The organism is Candidatus Methylomirabilota bacterium, from assembly GCA_035709005.1.
Taxonomy (GTDB): Bacteria; Methylomirabilota; Methylomirabilia; order Rokubacteriales; family CSP1-6; genus 40CM-4-69-5.
The window spans coordinates 12,428-28,664 of record DASTFB010000069.1 but is presented as its reverse complement, the minus strand read 5'-3'; the positions used below and the strand labels follow the sequence as shown (position 1 = coordinate 28,664).

The 16,237-nt window shown below is 69.4% G+C and carries 18 protein-coding genes; 6 read left to right on the top strand and 12 right to left on the bottom strand.

The window, feature by feature from the left end:
* Window positions 1–95: 95 nt before the first annotated feature.
* From VFR64_10620 to VFR64_10585, 8 genes are all read right to left on the bottom strand, one after another.
* On the bottom strand, window positions 96–1,262 hold the full coding sequence (locus tag VFR64_10620; GenBank protein ID HET9490191.1) for an ABC transporter permease: 1,167 nt from the start codon (window positions 1,260–1,262) through the stop codon (window positions 96–98).
* A gap of 3 nt (window positions 1,263–1,265) precedes the next feature.
* A complete protein-coding gene (locus VFR64_10615) occupies window positions 1,266–2,360 on the bottom strand; it encodes an ABC transporter permease (GenBank protein HET9490190.1) in 1,095 nt (364 codons plus the stop codon).
* A gap of 24 nt (window positions 2,361–2,384) precedes the next feature.
* Window positions 2,385–4,340 (bottom strand): ATP-binding cassette domain-containing protein, encoded by a 1,956-nt coding sequence (locus VFR64_10610; GenBank protein HET9490189.1) that lies wholly within the window; start codon window positions 4,338–4,340, stop codon window positions 2,385–2,387.
* On the bottom strand, window positions 4,313–5,365 hold the full coding sequence (locus VFR64_10605) for an efflux RND transporter periplasmic adaptor subunit (protein ID HET9490188.1): 1,053 nt from the start codon (window positions 5,363–5,365) through the stop codon (window positions 4,313–4,315). Before VFR64_10605 ends, VFR64_10610 begins: the two co-directional genes overlap by 28 nt.
* Window positions 5,362–6,045 (bottom strand): TetR/AcrR family transcriptional regulator, encoded by a 684-nt coding sequence (locus VFR64_10600; protein HET9490187.1) that lies wholly within the window; start codon window positions 6,043–6,045, stop codon window positions 5,362–5,364. The genes VFR64_10605 and VFR64_10600 overlap by 4 nt, the downstream gene beginning before the upstream one ends.
* A gap of 156 nt (window positions 6,046–6,201) precedes the next feature.
* Window positions 6,202–6,591 (bottom strand): response regulator, encoded by a 390-nt coding sequence (locus tag VFR64_10595; GenBank protein HET9490186.1) that lies wholly within the window; start codon window positions 6,589–6,591, stop codon window positions 6,202–6,204.
* A 291-nt stretch (window positions 6,592–6,882) separates the two neighbouring features.
* Entirely contained in the window at window positions 6,883–7,356 is a 474-nt protein-coding gene (locus VFR64_10590; protein ID HET9490185.1) for a universal stress protein, read from the bottom strand.
* Between the two features lie 79 nt (window positions 7,357–7,435).
* On the bottom strand, window positions 7,436–9,037 hold the full coding sequence (locus VFR64_10585; protein HET9490184.1) for an alpha-amylase family protein: 1,602 nt from the start codon (window positions 9,035–9,037) through the stop codon (window positions 7,436–7,438).
* A 376-nt stretch (window positions 9,038–9,413) separates the two neighbouring features.
* On the opposite strand from VFR64_10585, the gene VFR64_10580 reads away from it, so the two are divergent.
* On the top strand, window positions 9,414–9,551 hold the full coding sequence (locus VFR64_10580; GenBank protein ID HET9490183.1) for a hypothetical protein: 138 nt from the start codon (window positions 9,414–9,416) through the stop codon (window positions 9,549–9,551).
* 2 nt (window positions 9,552–9,553) lie between these two features.
* Complete coding sequence (locus tag VFR64_10575) at window positions 9,554–9,682, top strand: hypothetical protein (GenBank protein ID HET9490182.1); 129 nt, start codon at window positions 9,554–9,556, stop codon at window positions 9,680–9,682.
* Here VFR64_10575 and VFR64_10570 read toward each other — a convergent pair.
* Window positions 9,679–10,203, bottom strand: coding sequence for a hypothetical protein (locus tag VFR64_10570; GenBank protein ID HET9490181.1), 525 nt, complete (start codon window positions 10,201–10,203; stop codon window positions 9,679–9,681). The genes VFR64_10575 and VFR64_10570 overlap by 4 nt on opposite strands.
* Window positions 10,204–10,504: 301 nt before the next feature.
* Between VFR64_10570 and pal the strand changes: the two genes are divergently transcribed.
* The 3 genes from pal to VFR64_10555 all read left to right on the top strand — a co-directional run bounded on the left by pal (window position 10,505) and on the right by VFR64_10555 (window position 12,183).
* Window positions 10,505–11,104 (top strand): peptidoglycan-associated lipoprotein Pal, encoded by a 600-nt coding sequence (pal, locus tag VFR64_10565; protein ID HET9490180.1) that lies wholly within the window; start codon window positions 10,505–10,507, stop codon window positions 11,102–11,104.
* Between the two features lie 100 nt (window positions 11,105–11,204).
* A complete protein-coding gene (locus VFR64_10560; protein ID HET9490179.1) occupies window positions 11,205–11,510 on the top strand; it encodes a hypothetical protein in 306 nt (101 codons plus the stop codon).
* A 208-nt stretch (window positions 11,511–11,718) separates the two neighbouring features.
* A complete protein-coding gene (locus tag VFR64_10555) occupies window positions 11,719–12,183 on the top strand; it encodes a VOC family protein (protein HET9490178.1) in 465 nt (154 codons plus the stop codon).
* A gap of 496 nt (window positions 12,184–12,679) precedes the next feature.
* On the opposite strand, the gene VFR64_10550 is transcribed toward VFR64_10555, so the two are convergent.
* Both VFR64_10550 and VFR64_10545 read right to left on the bottom strand, forming a co-directional pair.
* A complete protein-coding gene (locus VFR64_10550; protein HET9490177.1) occupies window positions 12,680–14,185 on the bottom strand; it encodes a glycine betaine ABC transporter substrate-binding protein in 1,506 nt (501 codons plus the stop codon).
* Window positions 14,182–14,928, bottom strand: a complete 747-nt coding sequence (locus VFR64_10545) for an ATP-binding cassette domain-containing protein (GenBank protein ID HET9490176.1) — start codon at window positions 14,926–14,928, stop codon at window positions 14,182–14,184. The genes VFR64_10550 and VFR64_10545 overlap by 4 nt, the downstream gene beginning before the upstream one ends.
* 62 nt (window positions 14,929–14,990) lie before the next feature.
* Here VFR64_10545 and VFR64_10540 point away from each other — a divergent pair, with 62 nt between their 5' ends.
* Window positions 14,991–15,224, top strand: coding sequence for a hypothetical protein (locus tag VFR64_10540; GenBank protein HET9490175.1), 234 nt, complete (start codon window positions 14,991–14,993; stop codon window positions 15,222–15,224).
* A 25-nt stretch (window positions 15,225–15,249) separates the two neighbouring features.
* Here the strand turns inward: VFR64_10540 and VFR64_10535 are convergent, their stop codons facing one another.
* Window positions 15,250–16,236, bottom strand: coding sequence for an ABC transporter substrate-binding protein (locus VFR64_10535; GenBank protein ID HET9490174.1), 987 nt, complete (start codon window positions 16,234–16,236; stop codon window positions 15,250–15,252).
* Between the last annotated feature and the right edge of the window lies 1 nt (window position 16,237).

Sequence of the window (16,237 nt, the reverse complement as noted above, 5' to 3'; positions counted from 1 at the left end):
GAGCCTCCGGATCATGCGGTGTCACCTCCGCCGGGCAACCATTACCACGCACCTGGGATGCAGACACGACGCCAACGAGGAGGCCGAGACGCGGCTCAACTGAGCTGCTTGCGGAACCGCCAGATGCTCAACGAGACCAGGACGAGCGTGAAGACCAGCAGGGCCAGGACGTTGGGCCAGAGCGTGGCCAGGCCGACGCCCTTGAGCATGGCTCCCCGCACGATCGTGGCGAAGTGATGGATGGGGTTGAGCATGGTCAAGGGCTGCAGCCAGTCGGGCATCGCTTCGACCGGATTCAGCGCGCCCGAGAGCGAGGACATCGGCGGGTTGACGAAGAAGGCAGTGAGCTGGGCCTGCTGCGCCGACCGGCTCAGCGTGGCGATCACCGTGCCCAGGCTGATGCCCGACAGGATGCAGAGCACGCCCCCGAACAGGACGAACGGCAGGCTCCCGTGGAATGGCACCCCGAATACCAGCTTCAGCACGGCCACGGCCAGCAGCATCATCATGCACAGGAGCAGGAAGAGCGGCGTGATCTTGGCCACGATGATCTCGGCCGTGCTCGCCGGCGACATGAGCAGCTGCTCGATCGTCCCCGCCTCGCGCTCTCGCACCATGGCCGCCGATGAGATCAAGGAGCTGTTCAGGATGAGCAGCAGGCCGAAGATTCCCGTGGCGATGAACCAGGAGTCGACCAGGCCGGGGTTGAACAGGAAGGCCGGCATCAACCGCACCTGGCCGCGATCGGGCTGGCCGGCGGTGCCGTCCACCGCCCCCGGGAACCCTGCGCGGAGCAGATCGGCGTTGTAGCGCTGCATCACCGCTTCGGCGTAGCCCTGCGCGATCGTGGCCGTATAGGCGTTCACGGCGTTCAGCAGGAACTGGACGGTCGTGGGGCGCCCGCGCCACAGGTCGCGCGCGTACTCGTACGGGATCACCACTCCCGCGTCGAGCTTCCCCTGGCTGATCGCGGTCCCGAGCTCGTCGGCGGTCGCGTAGTAGCCGCCCAGGCGGAAGCTCCGGCTCTCCGTCAGGGCGGCGACGAGCTCCCGGCTCACCGGCGTGCGGCTGTCGTCGACGACTCCCAGCCGGAGATTGGTCACCGTCGCGCTCAGGGCGAAGCCGAACAGCGTCAGCTGCAATAGCGGCGGCGCGATGAGCGAGATGACGAGACGGCGATCGCGCCGGATCTGGTTGAACTCCTTGACGACGAGCGCGCGGAGCCGCCGCAGCTGCGGGAGACGCCCCCAGAGGCTGGCCATCCCTCAGCCCCGGAGCTGCATGCGCCGCATGCTCCGCCAGGCGAGGGCGTAGAATACGGCGCCGATGACGGCGATGATGACGACCTTGAGCCACACGGCCGGCCATCCGCCGCCCTGCAGCAGCGCGTCCCGCACGATCTCGATGTAGTAACGACCCCAGACGAAGTTCGAGATCCACCGCAGCCCGGCCGGGATATTCTCGATCGGAAAGAGCAGCCCCGACAGCAGGAAGACCAGCAGGAAGCCGCCCAGCGCCACGAGCTGCATCGCCGCCACCTGGCTGGCGACAGTCGCTCCCACCATCGTGCCGAACGACGCCACGCAGAACGCATAGAGGAGCGTGGCGACGATGAAGGGCGTGGGGTCGCCGGCCAGTCGGAGGTCGAAGTAGGTGAACAGGACGGCGAGCATGAGCATGCACTCCGCCAGCGCCACCGCCGTGAAGGCGGCGACCTTGCCCAGCAGGAACTCGTGCGCGGAGATGCTGGAGACGTAGACCTGGAGGATCGTCTTCTGTTCGCTCTCGCGCGCCATGGCCAGGGCCGCGAGCAGCGGCGGGAACATCGAGAGGCCCAGCACGAAGATACCGGGGCCGTAGAACTTCTTGGACGACAGGCCGGGGTTGTACCAGAGCCGGATCGCCGTCTGGACGAGCGCGACCCGCCTCACGCCCGCCGCCCGCTCGTTGTAGGCGCGGGTGATCTGGGCGGCGTACCCGGCGGTGAGCTTGGCCGTGTTGGCGTCGGAGGCGTCCACCAGGAGCTGGACGGGCGTGTCCACGCCGCGGGCGAGGTCGCGGCCGAAGTCCGCCGGGATGATGAGCGCGGCGCGGGCAGCGCCCGATGTCAGGGCCTCGTCGGGAGGGCGATCGACGGGCCAGGCCACGACGTGGAGGCTCAGCGACGCCCGGAAGGCGTCCACGAAATCCCGGGAGGCGGGTGACGCGCTGAGGTCCTGCACGACGATGGGCAGGTCGTCGACCCGCAGCGTGAGGCCGGCGCTCAGCAGCATTAATAGAATAACGGGCAGCACGAGGGCCAGCGTCAGCGTCCGCCAGTCGCGAACGATCTGGATCAACTCCTTGCGCGTCTGGGACACGATGCGCCTGATCGCCGCTCCTCCTCAGGCCGGCACGGACGCTTCGCGGGCCTGGCGGGCCTTCTCCACGACGCTGATGAAGACGTCCTCCAGCGAGAACCGCTGCTCCCGGACCTCCGCGACGCGGATGCCGTGGGCCTCGAGCTCCCGGACGGCGGCGCGCCGGCCGGCCTCGACGTCGTCGTCGGTGATCACGTGGAGCCGGGGCCCGAAGAGCGACACGCGCCAGCGCTCGCCGTCGGTCTTGAGCACGTCGGCCGCGCGCTGCGGCTGATCGACGATGAGCTCCAGCAGATGCCCGCGCTGCCGGCTCTTGATGGCGCTGGGGCTGCCTTCCGCCACCAGCTCGCCGGCCGCCATGAACCCCAGCCGGTTGCACTGCTCGGATTCCTCCAGATAGTGGGTCGTGACCAGCACCGCGGTGCCGGCGTCGGCGAGACGGTTGATCATTCGCCAGAAGGCGCGCCGCGCCAGGGGATCGACCCCGGACGTCGGCTCGTCCAGGAACAGCACGCTGGGCTCGTGCATGATGGCCGCCCCGAAGGCCACCCGCTGCTTCCAGCCCCCGGGCAGACGGCCGGTGATCTGCTCCTGCTGGTCCTCGAGGCCCGCAAAGGCCAGAACCCACCGCGTCTTCTCGTCGCGCTCGCGCTCGGGGACGCCGTAAACGCCGGCGAAGAATTCCAGGTTCTCCCGGATCGAGAGGTCGTCGTAGAGCGAGAACTTCTGCGACATGTAGCCGATCCGCTGGCGAACGTTCTCCGCGCGGAGGTCCGCGCGGGCCCCGGCCAGCTGGATGGCCCCCCAGGTAGGCTCGAGCAGGCCGCAGAGCATCTTGATCGTGGTCGTCTTGCCCGCGCCGTTGGCCCCGAGCAGACCGTAGATCTCGCCGTACCGGATCTGCAGGCTGACGTTTCGCACCGCGGTGAAGGCCCCGAACTGCTTCGTCAGGCCCTGAGCGTCGATGGCAACCTGCCCCCGCCGGCCGCCGTCGTCGCGCCCGCCCGGAAACGGCGGCTGCCTGGGCTCCTCACCCAGCGCGCGCAGGCTGGCCACGAAGACGTTCTCCAGGCTGGGCTCGTCGACATGGCTGTCGATGACCCGCACACCGGCCGCCCGCAGGCGCCGCTCCACCAGGCGCCGGGCGTCGTCCGGACGCCGGGCGAGCAGGTCCAGCCGGTCGCCGAAGCGCTGCACGTCCAGGATGTCGCGGGCGGGGTCGGCCATGGCGGACAGCTCGCGCTCGGCCTCGGCCAGCGGCTCCGCCTGCACTTGCAGGCGCCTGGCCCCGAGACTCCGGCGCAGCGCGGCGGGCGTGCCGAGCTGCCGGAACTCGCCCTTGTGCATGAGCGCGACCCGGCCGCAGCGCTCCGCTTCGTCCAGGTAGGGAGTCGCCACCAGGATCGTGAGGCCGGCGGCGGAGAGATGCGCGAGGGCATCCCAGAACTCACGCCGGGAGACGGGATCGACACCGGTGGTGGGCTCATCGAGCAGGAGCACCCGCGGCCGCGAGACGAGCGCGCAGGCCAGCGAGAGCTTCTGCTTCATGCCCCCGCTGAGCTTTCCCGCCAGCCGGTCGACGAACGCGTCGAGATCGAACATTTCGAGGTAGCGCCGGCCACGCCTGGCGATGTCCGCCGGCGGCACGCGGCGCAGGTCGCCGGCGTACCGGAGGTTCTCGGCGACGGTGAGGTCGGGATAGAGGCTGAACGCCTGCGTGAGATACCCCGTCTCCGAACGCGCCTCGCGCGCCGGACGGCCGAAGACCTCGGCGACGCCGCCGCTCGGTTCCATGACGCCGGCCAGGATCTGGAACGTCGAGGTCTTCCCCGCCCCGTCGGGACCGATGAGGCCGAAGATCTCCCCTTCGTCGACGTCGAAGCTCACGCCCCGCACGGCCTCGAGAACGCCGTAGCGCTTCGAGAGCTCCCGGGCGCGGATGGCGGGGACCGTCACCGGCGCGTTCGCCCCTCCGGCCACTCGGTGCCCTCGACCAGGATCTCGCCGTCGGCCGGCATCCCGGGCTTGGCATAGCCGAAGGCGCCGCGCAGCTGCAGCTTCACGCCGACGACCTGCTTCACGCGCTCCTCGCGAAAGTAGGTGTTCTCGGGGGTGAACGTCGCTTGAGGATCGATGCGGGACACGAAGGCCTCGATCGGTTCGGTGGGGGCGGAGTCCAGGTAGACGCGCGCGGGCTGGCCCACGCGGACCAGGCCGATCTGTCCCTCGGGGACGAAGGCGCGCAGGTAGACCTGCTCCAGGTCGATGAGGGTGATGATCGGAGTGCCCGCCGTCACCACTTCGCCCGGCTCCGCCGTCCGCGTCGCCACGGTGCCGGCGAAGGGCGCCACCACGCGGAGATCCTGGCGATCGGCCCTGGCTTCCTCGAGCTGGGCCCGGGTCCGGTCGAGGTCGGCCCGCGCCGCGGTGACCTGCCGCTTCGCGGCCACGACGATGGCGGCCTGCGTGCGCTCGTTGTTCTCGGCCTGTCGGGCTTGCTGCTCGGCGATCAGGCCTCGCTGGAAGAGCGTGGCGAACGCGTCGCGATCCCAGCGCGCCTGGGCATAGGAGGCTTCGGCCTGGGCCAGCTGGGCCTCGGCGGCGGCCAGCCGCGCCTCGGCCTGCCGGACCATCGCCTCGGCCTGCTGCTCGCGGGCGCGCACCTGCTCGTCGTCGAGGATGGCGATCACGGCGCCGGCTTCCACCGAATCGCCCTCCCGGACGGTGACCACGCGGATGCGTCCGCTCGTCTTCGGCGAGACGGCGGCCTCGTCACCTTCGATGCGGCCGCTGACACCGATCACTCCCGGCGGCAAGGCGGGGACCGCGAAGAACAAGCGCCACGCCGCGACGGCGGCGACCGCCACAATGGCCAGCAGAACCGCCCCCACGATGTGCCGGCGACGGCGCGACGGGCGCCCGGGCGCGGGCTCCGGCCCCGTCCGCTCCACTTGAGGCACCGGCACTGGCTGCGGCCGCTTCGGGGGAACGGGCATCGCGGTCATGACACTGTCTCCAGGGATCGGCGGCGGCCCCGGCGCCGTGTCACGAGCCCGTCCACGAGCAGATCTTGCATGTGCGTGACGTAGGCGGCGGGATCCGGGGCTTTGCCCCGAAGCCGGCCGGAGGCGATCAACCGCTGACGCAGGGGCGCCGTGGCGAAGAAGAAGAGCAGGCCTCCGACCAGGCTCAGGTGGGTGAGCAACGGGTCCACCGGCCGGAAGGCTTCCTGGCGCATGCCGCGCTCGACGATCCGCCGCACGACGTCGGCCACACGCAGCGGATAGCCCAGCGCCTCGTCCCCGAGGTGCCGCCCGCCGGCCAGCACCTCGCGCAGCATCATCGCCGGAAAGTGCGGATTGCGCCGCATCGCCGTCTCGGCGATCAGCGCGATGACCTCGCGCAGGAGCTCGGGCGCGGGGCGCTCCGACGTCGCCAGCGCCTCGGCGCGCGTGACGAGCTCGCCGAACGCGGCCGTCACGATGGCCAGATAGAGCTGGCGCTTGCCGCCGAAGTAGTAGCTGACCAACGCCTTGTTGACGCGAGCCCGGTCGGCGATCGCCGACAGCGCCGCGCCCTCGTACCCCCGCTCGGCGAAGAGCTGGGTTCCCGCCATGAGCAGCGCCCGGCGCGTCCGCTCCGGGTCCCGGTGCCGCCGGATGCCCCGCGCGTTCTTATTAACCATTCGTTTAGTTACATGATACTCCCCTGCTCACGACGTTGCGAGTCGTTCATCACCCGCTTGGTTAGCATCGACGGACGCCCGGTGCTTCCACCGGGCCGGACCTACTTACCGCGCGTACGTACGTCGGGGGGCCCAGACCGCGGGAGGGGAGGCTGACTAGGAGGACCGGCCAGAGCAGCGACGTCCACCCGTCAGCCGCCCGAGCTTTTCGACCGCCGCGCAGACACGATCGAGGCTGAGCGGCTTCATCATGTATCCCTCGCACCCCAGCCGGAGAAACTCCTCCGGACGATAGATCTCGTCGTACCCCGTCACCGCCAGCATAGGGGTGTGCCGCATGTCGGAATCGTGGTGGGCGCGCAGGGCATACAGGAAGCTGAGGCCATCCATGCCTGGTAAGGCGAGATCGCACACGATCACGTCGGGCCGGAACTCCTCCAGCGTCTTGAGGCCGGCGTACGCGTCCGGGCAGGCGCTGACGCGGGCACCGGCGAAGCGTAAGACATCGGCAAGGATGTCCCGGGAGCTTTCGTCGTCTTCGATCACCAGAACGTGGACTCCGGAAAGGTCAGGCAACCACGGCGTCGCGCCGCCTCCGCCAGGTGCCGTCTCGGCCCGGTCTGCGAGCATGTGATCGGACGGATGCATACGGGCTGCCAAGGAAGGTGACTTGTCAATCTCGGGGCTATCCTCTCCGAAGCACCCGATACGTCCAGGTTGCCTGGGAAAGGGTTTGCCCATCATAGGCAGGCGCCGCCACGATGACGATCGCCGAGCCGTCGATCCTTCGTCGCCTCGGCGACCGTCAGCGAAGGGCGTGACACGGTGATCCGGCGCCTATGACTTCTTCGGCACGACCATCACGACCTCGCAGGGCGCATGCGTGCTGACATGTCGGGCCGTGCCCCCCAGCGCGATATCGAACAGCCGGCGCTTGCTGTGGCTGCCGATGACCAGCAGATCGGCGCCGACTTCGGATGCGACCTCGACAATGACGTGTCGAGGGCTGCCGAGCCGCAAGATCTTCGTGACAGGCAGACCCTGGCTCACGAGAGGCTCGATATACTGCTCCATCCTCTCGGCCATGAAGCGATCCGTCTGCTGTATCTGTTGCTCTCGCAGTTGCGCCATCAACTCGGCAGAGACGCCTGCGGCCGGCAACCGCTTGGTCTCGTTGTCGTAGACGCTGAGAACGTAGAGCTGCTTGGCCTGACGGGCGAGGACGGCGGCGACGTCTCGGGCGGCGATCGCATGGGCGCTGTAGCGTTCCCACTGCTGGAGTGCGGCGGCCAAGAGGATGTTGTTGTACATGGTGCCCTCCTCTGGGTTCGCTCCTGGTACACGACCTAGCCCACCGGGGCTGCCCCCAGAAGATCCACCGATACGGCGATTAGTCAATCCCCTGCGTCCGGTTCAGCGTGTTGTCGATGGCGCCCACCCGATACCAGCGGTGACCGTACGGCGGCATCGTGATGGTATGGGCCTCGCCACCCTTGCTGCGACTGTGGTTGTCATCGAAGACGTCCCACAGGGCGTCGCCGTTCGGCAGCCGCGGATCGAGGCTGATCGTCTGCCGGCGGTTGCTGAAGTTGTGTAGCGTCAGCATAGCCACCCCCTGGAACTCGTAGCGCAGCGCCAGGACCTCCAGCACGTCGGTCCGCACCACGCTGAACTCGCCCCAGCTCAGCTCCCGGCATTCCCGGCGCATGCGGATGCGGCGCTCGGTCCAGTTCAGCAGCGAGTTCGGGTCCCGCCGCTGGTCGGCGGCATTGACGACGCGGTAGCCGTACGTCTCGTCGTCGATGCAGGGGCGCACGGTGCGCTCGGCGCGCGAGAACCCGCCGTTGCGCTCGCTGGTCCACTGCATCGGCGTCCGCGCACACTCGCGCTCGTCGAGGGTCAGGTCGTCGCCCATCCCGATCTCGTCGCCGTACTGCATCATCGGCGTGCCCGGCAGCGAGTACAGCAGCGAGAAGGCCAGCTCCAGCCGCCGCCGGTCGTTGCCCAGCATGGGGGCCAGCCGCCGGCGGATCCCCCGGTCGTAGAGCTGCATGGAGGGCTCGGGTGCGAAGGCCTGGAACACCCGCTGTCGCTGCTCTGGCGCCAGGCGGCCGAGATCGAGCTCGTCGTGGGAGCGAAGAAAATGCACCCACTGCGCGTCGCGGGGCTTGCGGGCCGTCTGCTGGAGCGCCCAGACGAGGGGGCCGGTGTCTCCCGTGGCCAGCGCGTAGAACAGACGCTGGTTGACCGGAAAGTTGAGCATCATCTGCAGCCGGTCGCCCTCGTCGCCGAAGTACTGCATGCTCTCGTCCGGCGGCACGTTGGCCTCGGCCAGCAGGATCGCGTCACGGCAGCGCCACTGGAGAAAGCGCCGCATCTCCTGAAGCAGGCCGAAGTCCTTGACCGGCTCCGCCCCGGGGCCCTTGCGCTCGATGAGGAAGGGCACGGCATCCATCCGGAAACCGGAGACGCCCAGCTCCAGCCAGTAGCCCATGATTTTGGTGATCTCTTCGCGAACATGGGGATTGTGGGCGTCGAGATCCGGCTGGTGATCGTAAAAGCGGTGGAAGTACCAGAGGCCGGAGGCGTCGTCGAGGGTCCACGTCGTCTTCTGGACGCCAGGAAACACCACGCCGCTCTCGTGGTCGGGCGGCCGCTCCTCGGCCCACACGTACCAGCGACGGTAGGGCGACCGGGGATCGCACCGCGCAGCCTGGAACCAGGGGTGATCGACGGAGGTGTGATTGACCACCAGATCGACGATCACCCGCATGCCGAGCGACCGCGCATGGTTCATGAACTCCACGAAGTCGCCCGGCGAGCCGTGCTTGGGGTGTACGCCGTAATAATCCGTGACGTCGTAGCCGTTGTCGCGGTTCGGGGAGGGATAGAACGGCTGCAGCCAGACGCAGGTGACGCCTAGGCCGGCCAGGTAATCCAGACGCCGGCTGAGTCCCTCGAAATCGCCGCAGCCGTCGCCACTGGCGTCCATGTACTTCTCGACGTCCAGACAGTAAATGACGGCGTTCTTGTACCAGAGATCTTCGATTCTCACGTCGGGCCTCCAGAATGCGATCGTGCAAATCCTGGGCCTCTGACGACCCCCAGGGCGGGGCGCCGCAGTAGGAATGGCCGCCGGAAGAGGAGGACACCATGGCCATCGCTCATCCGCGTCATCGCCGTGCTGGCGGTCTTGGCCCTCGCCGTCTCCACGGGGGCGGCCGCTCAAGAGGCGACGCTCAGGGTCGTGAGCGCCCTTCCCGAGAACACGATCTACGTGAAGCGGCTCGAGCGCTGGATCGAGCGGGCCAACCAGGAAGGCCCACCTTCGAGATCGGTAAGGCGCACCTGGCGTGGTGGGCATGGCCATGACGACCGGGGCCTACTACACCAACGTGATCCCCGAGTCGGACGCGCTCAAGCTCACCCGGATGCCGATTGCCGAGCTGCGCCGCAAGGCGGCTCGGCGGGCACGGGCCGCTCACCGGCGCCGGGCCCACGCCTGACCATGGCCTGGTGGCTCGCGGCCACCGTCCTCTTCGGCGTCGTCTTGGCGGTGTTCGCGCTCGGCCTGCCGGCGGCGTTCGCCTTCTTCGGGATCGGCCCTGCTGTTCGGAGAGTGACCGCGCGCCCCTAGAACTCTGGAGGAAGCGGTAGCAGCAACGACCCTTGCCGGGCCCCTTCCACGCTGAATCGTTCGACCAGGCCGGACGCAACGTCGAGTGCGCCCCGTCCCGTGAGCCGGGAAGCGGTGCTATAGAACTCGACCTTGCGGGCCTGCCGGTCGACGAACACGTGCTCGATCAGGCGGCCCGCCCGATCGAAGATGTCGACCCGCTCAGCGCTGTGGGATGGAACGGGACCGAAATACGTGGTCACCGGGCGCCACACCACCCGTCCGGGGCCCTGCTCCGAAAACCAGTAGAGGAACGTCGCCGTGTACACCCTGCCACTGGGCTGGCAGAACACGGACAGGCTCCTGACGCTTCGGTCATCCGCCGGGGTTTGTGACCAGGCCTCGGCCCACCGTTTCGCCGGAAGAGGGCACGGACCCACGATCTCGACCGCCCTGCGCGCCAGGTTAGGTGGCGGCCATCCGGGCACGCCGACCAGCATCGTTCCCACCACGGCGAACAGGACGATGCTTCTCAGCCCCACCGACGCCTCCCTCTGAGCCGGGGCTGTGCCGCTGCAAGCCATCGGCCAGCGAGAACCTCTGAGACGCCGCCGATTCGTAGGGAGAAGCTCGGAGTCGAGCGGCGAGTGGGGCGTGGATGACCGTGTCTGCGGCAAGGCTGGGACACGATTGGGGTGGCCCCAGCCCTCTAGCTACCCCAGGTCAGGCGGCGGTCCCCGCGCTACACTTGGGCCCTGTTGCGGACAAGGATGCCCTGGGGGGTGAAAGATGCGATCGCGAACTGGGCTTATCGTTGCTGCCGTCGGTTTTTCGCTCGTCGTGTTGACGACGGGGTGCGCCAAGCGTCCTGCAGTCAGAGAAGTCGCGGCGCCGGCACCCACTGGCGCCGCCACCGGTGTACCGGCTCCGGAAACGGCCCCCGCACCGGTCCCGCGTGCGGCCCCGGCACCCGCCGCGCCGGCAGCCCCGGAAGCCGCCACTCCGGCACCTGTCCTGCCGCCCATAGTCGCCGCTCCGTCGGCTCCACCGACGACCGCCGCGCCGGCCACCCCGGCCCGGCCGGAGCCCACCGAGTTCGCGGCGGAGCCAGCGCTGCGCTCCATCTTCTTCGACTTCGACAAGTCAGAGATCCGTCCCGATGCCGCCCAGACGCTGGACACGAACATCGAGTGGATCAGGTCGAATCCCTCGGCGCTCATCCTGATCGAGGGACACTGCGACGAGCGCGGCACGAACGCCTATAACATCGCGCTCGGCGACCGCCGCGCGAAGGCCACGCGAGACTACCTCATGTCGCGCGGCGTGGCGTCGGACCGCATCACCATGATCAGCTACGGCGAGGAGCGCCCCGTCTGCGTCGAGCGCGACGAGGCATGCTGGGCGAAGAACCGGCGCGCGCAGCTCCTGACGAAGCGGCGGTAGCCCGCCGGCGAGCGTCCCGCCACCACGCCCGGATCTCGCTCAAGTGCTCCTGCTCGTGGCTCCAGCCCGGGGCGGGAAGCCACTCGACGACCGGGTAGGCATGAGCGGGGTCGCGGAGGGCCGCGGGCGGCAGGCGCTCGAGCCACTCGATGAGGTTGGCCTGAGCCCGTTGCCGTCGGTGGAGCAGGGCGCGAAGGCCGAGCCGGCGCAGTCGCGCCACCGACCGGGCGTTGAATCGGTCCGCATCGGCCATGCTCTCGAACCAGTGGATGCGGTCGGCGCGGCCGCGGGCGACGAGCTGGAAGCGGCGCACCGTCTCCTCGTCGCAGGCCAGCAAGTGCGCCAGGACGTCCTTGACCGACCAGCGGTCCTGCGTTCGAGGCCGGAGGATTTCGCTTTCGGGTAGCCGGCCGACGAAGTCCAGCATCGCTCGGCGGGACGCCTCGACGCGCCGGACCGCCTGGCGGCGCCATTTCGCGAGCGACGCGGACCGCGGGGTCGCCATGACGGTTCGACGGTAGACGAGGCGGAGCGCCCGGTCAACTGCCGGCCGTGCCCGTTCCGACCGATCTGCGGTATCCTCTGGCAAAGGCACCCGAAGGGGGGACCACGCCGTGGACGTCAAACCGATCGTCCGAGTCGGGCACGTCGTCCTGAAGGTCCGGGATCTGGAGAAGGCCAGGCAGTTCTATTGCGGTGTGCTGGGCATGACGCTGGCCAAGTTCGACCCGGACCGCGGGATGTTCCTGCGCTTCAACGACTACCACCACGACATCGCGATCTTCAAGACCGGGCCGGACGCCGATCCCCCGAAGGACAACCAGGTCGGCCTCGTCCACGTCGCTCTCGTCGTGGACAGCCTGGAGACGGTCAAGGCGTGGTACCAGCGCTTCCAGGCGCTGGGCGTGCCGATCGTCGGCACGGCGGACCACGCCGTCACCAACAGCCTGTACTTCCAGGACCCGGAGGGCAACGTCCTGGAGATCTATTGCGAGAGGCCGGAGTACGACTGGCGGCGTGAGGGCATGGGGTTCATCGTCCGGCCGCTCGACCTGGAGGCTGTCCCGGCCCCCCGCTGAGGCTCGATACCTCCACGGCGGCGTGAGACGGCGCTCGCCGGCTGCGCCGATTCAGCTCGTTCAGACGGAGAATTCCAGCTCCCCAGGCCTCGTGCGCCGATTCGTACCCCGTCCAATCCGTCCCCCAGCTGCTCTCCACGACGGTGCCGTCCCTGGTGTGCACGATCTCCCAACACCAGAGACAGGGGGTGGTCATGAGGTCTACCTTGACCATCAGGCGCTCGGCCGGAGGTGGGTCCATGCGGCCTCCCTCGAAGGTTCTGGGGGCGCCAGTTAATGGGCCGGGACATCCCGACGTCAACAGTTTCTTCACCCGCATCCCGGGCTCCGGGGCGGGCCGGCACCGCGCCGCGCGATCGTCGGCATCGCCCAATCTTGCGCGGAGCGAGGCGGTGCAGCGACAGATCGTGCATTTCGGGCGGCGCTTACCGCGAAGCCCCGTCACCCCGTACGAATCCTGTCGTGTGGACAGCTGTGGAAACGGTGGACAGCCGCCTCAACGCCTGGCCCGCAAGGGAGTCGGCACGACCAGCCGGTCGAGCCCCTCGAACGCGGCGTGGATGGCGAGCGCCATCACCGCCGACGGGATGGCGCCGGCGAGGATCGTGGTGACGTCGTTGAGGGCCAAACCGGTCACGATGAGCGTGCCGTAGCCGCCTCCGCCGATGAAGGCGGCGAGCGTGGCGGTGCCCACCGTGACGACGGCGGCGGTCTTGATGCCGGCCATGATCGTCACTGAGGCCAGCGGCAGCTCGACCCACGCCAGTCGCTGCCAGCCGCCGAGGCCCAGCACCACGGCCATGTCCCCGAGCTGGGGGTCGAGGCTGGTGACGGCCGCGTGGGTGTTGCGCACGATGGGCAGCAGCGCGTAGAGGCAGAGCGCGACCAGCGCCGGCACGGGGCCGATGCCGAAGAGCGGAATCATGAAGGACAAGAGCGCCAGCGCGGGGATGGTCTGGAGCAGCCCCACCCCCATCAGCTCCACCTGCGCCAGGCGCCGGCGCCGGGCCGCCAGGATGCCGAGCGGCACGCCGAGCGCCGTGGCCACGCCCACCGCCGCGGCCACGAGCCCCAAGTGCTCGAGCGTGAGGCGCCCCAGGTCGCGGCTCGACCACCGCGCGGTGGCACCCCGGGTGGGGCGCCCGAGGAATCGGGCGGCCACCTCCGTGAACGACCGGTCCTCCAGGTCCACGCCGGCATTGAGCCGGGCCATGGTGGCGTTGTCGATGCGCCCGACGAGGCGGCGCTGGAGCTCGGCCCACGTGCGCGGATAGCGTTCCGGGAACGACTGGTGCACGAGCAGCACCGCGGCGTAGTCCGGAAAGAACCCCCGGTCGTCGGCGAGCAGCACGAGCTCGAGGCGGGCCAGCTGGCCGTCCGTGGCGAACACGTCGATCACATCGACGCGTCCACTCGTCAGCGCGGGATAGGTCAGCGCGTGCTCCATGATGCGCACGGAAGCCAGGTTGAGGCCGTAGTGCCGGCGGAGCCCCGGCCAGCCGTCCTCCCGCTCGAGGAAGCCGGGATCGAAGGCGGCCGTGAGATGCGGATGCCGGCGGAGATCGCTGATCGTCCGGAGATTCAGCTTCATCGCCGTCTCGCGCCGGACGGCCAGCGCGTAGGTGTTGTCGAAGCCGAGCGAATCGCTCACGGTGAGGCTCAGCGGCCGGAGGCGCTCGCGCAACGCATCGAGGGTCGTGACCGACGGGGCCTTGAGGATCATGCGGCTGATGGTGCCCGTGTACTCGACATAGATGTCGACGTCCCCGCTGGTCAGCGCCCCGTAGACGATGCCCGTGCCGCCCAGCCCCAGGCGGCGCTCCGCCCGCGCCTCGCCCGCTTGCTCGATGAGCTGGGCCACGATCTCTCCCAGGATGTAGCTCTCGGTGAAGGACTTCGAGCCCACGCGGATCGGTGTCTCGTCCGCGGCCGCAGCGGAGGGGGCCAGCGCCGCGGCGACGAGGACCGCCGCGGCCGCCCATGCGCGGCGGGCCGCCCTCACAGAAACTCCGTCATCTCCGGGGGCTGGGCCTGGGCGCGGAGGAAGTCGGCGACGAACGGCTGGGCCGGCTGCCGGGCCAGCTCGGCGAATGTGCCCTGCTGCACCACGCGGCCGCCGTTCAGCAGGGTGATGTGAGAGCCGAAGACGAACGCCTCACGGACGTCGTGCGTCACCAGGAGGACGGTCTTGCCCAGCTCCCGGAAGATGCGGGCCAGGTGCACCTGGAGCTCGGCGCGCGCGATGGGATCCAGCGCGCCCAGGGGCTCGTCGAGGAGGAGCACCGGGGGGTCGAGCATCAGGGCCCGCATGAGCCCCACGCGCTGCCGCTGCCCGCCGCTCAGCTGAGCCGGGTAGCGATCGAGCAGGCCGCGCTCGAGCCCGACCAGGTCGGCCAGGGCCGCGACGCGGGCGCACTGGCGCTCGGCGCTCCATCCCTCGGCGCGCGCCCCCAGCGTGGCGTTGCCGGCGGCAGTCAGGTGCGGGTAGAGCGCGCCCTCCTGGACCACGTAGCCCAACCGCCGGCTGAGCTCGCGACGCATGCCCGCGGTCACGGCGACGCCGCCCACGACGATCTCGCCCGCATCGGGTTGCAGCAGGCCGAGGATGAGCCGCAAGATCGTCGACTTGCCGGACCCCGTCGAGCCCAGCAGGACGTGGGTGCTACCGGCTTCGACGGCTAGCGAGACGCGATCCACCGCTACCCGGTCGCCGAACGCCTTGGTGACAACGTCGAGGGCGATCATCGTGATCGACCGGATCATATACCTCCGACCGTGCTACACTCCCGTGACCGACCAGGAGGCATATGACAAGAGACACGATCGAAGATCGGATCACGGCAATTCTGCACGCGGAGCCGGGCACCGAGCTGTGCGATGGCTGCCTGGCGCTGGCGGCGAAGACGACGCTGGCCGAGGCGCAGGCGGTGCTGGCCACGCTGGACAAGCTGACGGGCTTCAAGGTCGCCGAGGGAACCTGCTCATCCTGTCGACGGACCAAGCCCGTCGTCTGCGCCGTCCGCCAGGCCCGGGCCGGCTGACGCCGGAGCCCCGGCACCCGCGTGATCAGTCGATCACGTGGGTCGCGCGCAGCCGCACTGTCGTGGGGATGGCGAGCCCCAGGCGCTCCGCCGCTCGCAGATTCAGCATGAGCTCGAACGTGCTCGGCTGCTGGATCGGTAGATCTCCTGGCCTGGCTCCCTTCAGGATGCGATCGACGTAGTCGGCCGCTTGCCGGAAACGCTCGGTCTGGTCAGGCCCGTAGGATGCCAGCCCACCGACTTCTATGAACGCCCTGTGCTCGTACACCGCCGGCAGCCGATGCCGGGTCGCCAGCTCCACGATCCGCTGCCGCCGGCTGAAGAGCACGGGGTCCGCCACCACCAGCAAGGCGTGGCTACGGGGACGGAGCATCGCTTCGAAAGCCCCGTCGAGGTCGCGAGGGCGCTGGACGTCGACAATGTGGAGCACAATCCCCATCCGCCTGGCGGCGGCCTGGGTGGCCCGGATGACCGTCGGCGTGCCGGTATTGAGTGGGTTCGCGAGGAGCCCGACGCGCTCGGCGCTCGGCAGGAGTTCCCGGATAAGCTCGAGCCGCTTGGCGCTCAACTCCGGCGCGAAGCCGGATATCCCGGTGACGTTTCCGCCCGGCCGCGCCAGGTCCTTCACCAGCCCGGCGGCGATCGCGTCGCCCAGGGTCTCGAAAACGATCGGGATCGTCGTGGTGGCGCGCTTGGCCGCGGCCACCGACGGAGAGGCGAGCGCGAAGATGGCGTCGATCTTCAGGGAGACCAGCTCGGCCGCCAGGGCCGGCAGCCGGTCGTAGCGCTCCTGGGCAAACCGGGCCTCGATCACGAGGTTCTGGCCTTCGAGCCATCCACGCCCGCGCAGGCCCTCGCGGAACGCGCTGATTCCCGCAGCAAAGTGCTTGGGGGTAGTCGGCCCCAGGATGCCCACGCGCGCGACGCGTTCGGCGGTCTGGGCCAGCGCGGCGCGCGGACCGAGCAGCGCAGCCAGCGAGCCCAGCAGCAGCGCGCGGCGGCCGGCGTCCACG

What these genes read in the sequence shown, in the direction of transcription:
- VFR64_10620 (HET9490191.1), bottom strand. Translation starts at nt 1,262, where the DNA reads ATGGCCAGCCTCTGGGGGCGTCTCCCGCAGCTGCGGCGGCTCCGCGCG.
- VFR64_10580 (HET9490183.1), top strand. Translation starts at nt 9,414, where the DNA reads ATGACGACCGGGGCCTACTACACCAACGTGATCCCCGAGTCGGACGCG.
- VFR64_10605 (HET9490188.1), bottom strand. Translation starts at nt 5,365, where the DNA reads ATGACCGCGATGCCCGTTCCCCCGAAGCGGCCGCAGCCAGTGCCGGTG.
- VFR64_10585 (HET9490184.1), bottom strand. Translation starts at nt 9,037, where the DNA reads ATGGACGCCAGTGGCGACGGCTGCGGCGATTTCGAGGGACTCAGCCGG.
- VFR64_10600 (HET9490187.1), bottom strand. Translation starts at nt 6,045, where the DNA reads ATGGTTAATAAGAACGCGCGGGGCATCCGGCGGCACCGGGACCCGGAG.
- VFR64_10590 (HET9490185.1), bottom strand. Translation starts at nt 7,356, where the DNA reads ATGTACAACAACATCCTCTTGGCCGCCGCACTCCAGCAGTGGGAACGC.
- VFR64_10575 (HET9490182.1), top strand. Translation starts at nt 9,554, where the DNA reads ATGGCCTGGTGGCTCGCGGCCACCGTCCTCTTCGGCGTCGTCTTGGCG.
- VFR64_10540 (HET9490175.1), top strand. Translation starts at nt 14,991, where the DNA reads ATGACAAGAGACACGATCGAAGATCGGATCACGGCAATTCTGCACGCG.
- VFR64_10560 (HET9490179.1), top strand. Translation starts at nt 11,205, where the DNA reads ATGAGCGGGGTCGCGGAGGGCCGCGGGCGGCAGGCGCTCGAGCCACTC.
- VFR64_10545 (HET9490176.1), bottom strand. Translation starts at nt 14,928, where the DNA reads ATGATCGCCCTCGACGTTGTCACCAAGGCGTTCGGCGACCGGGTAGCG.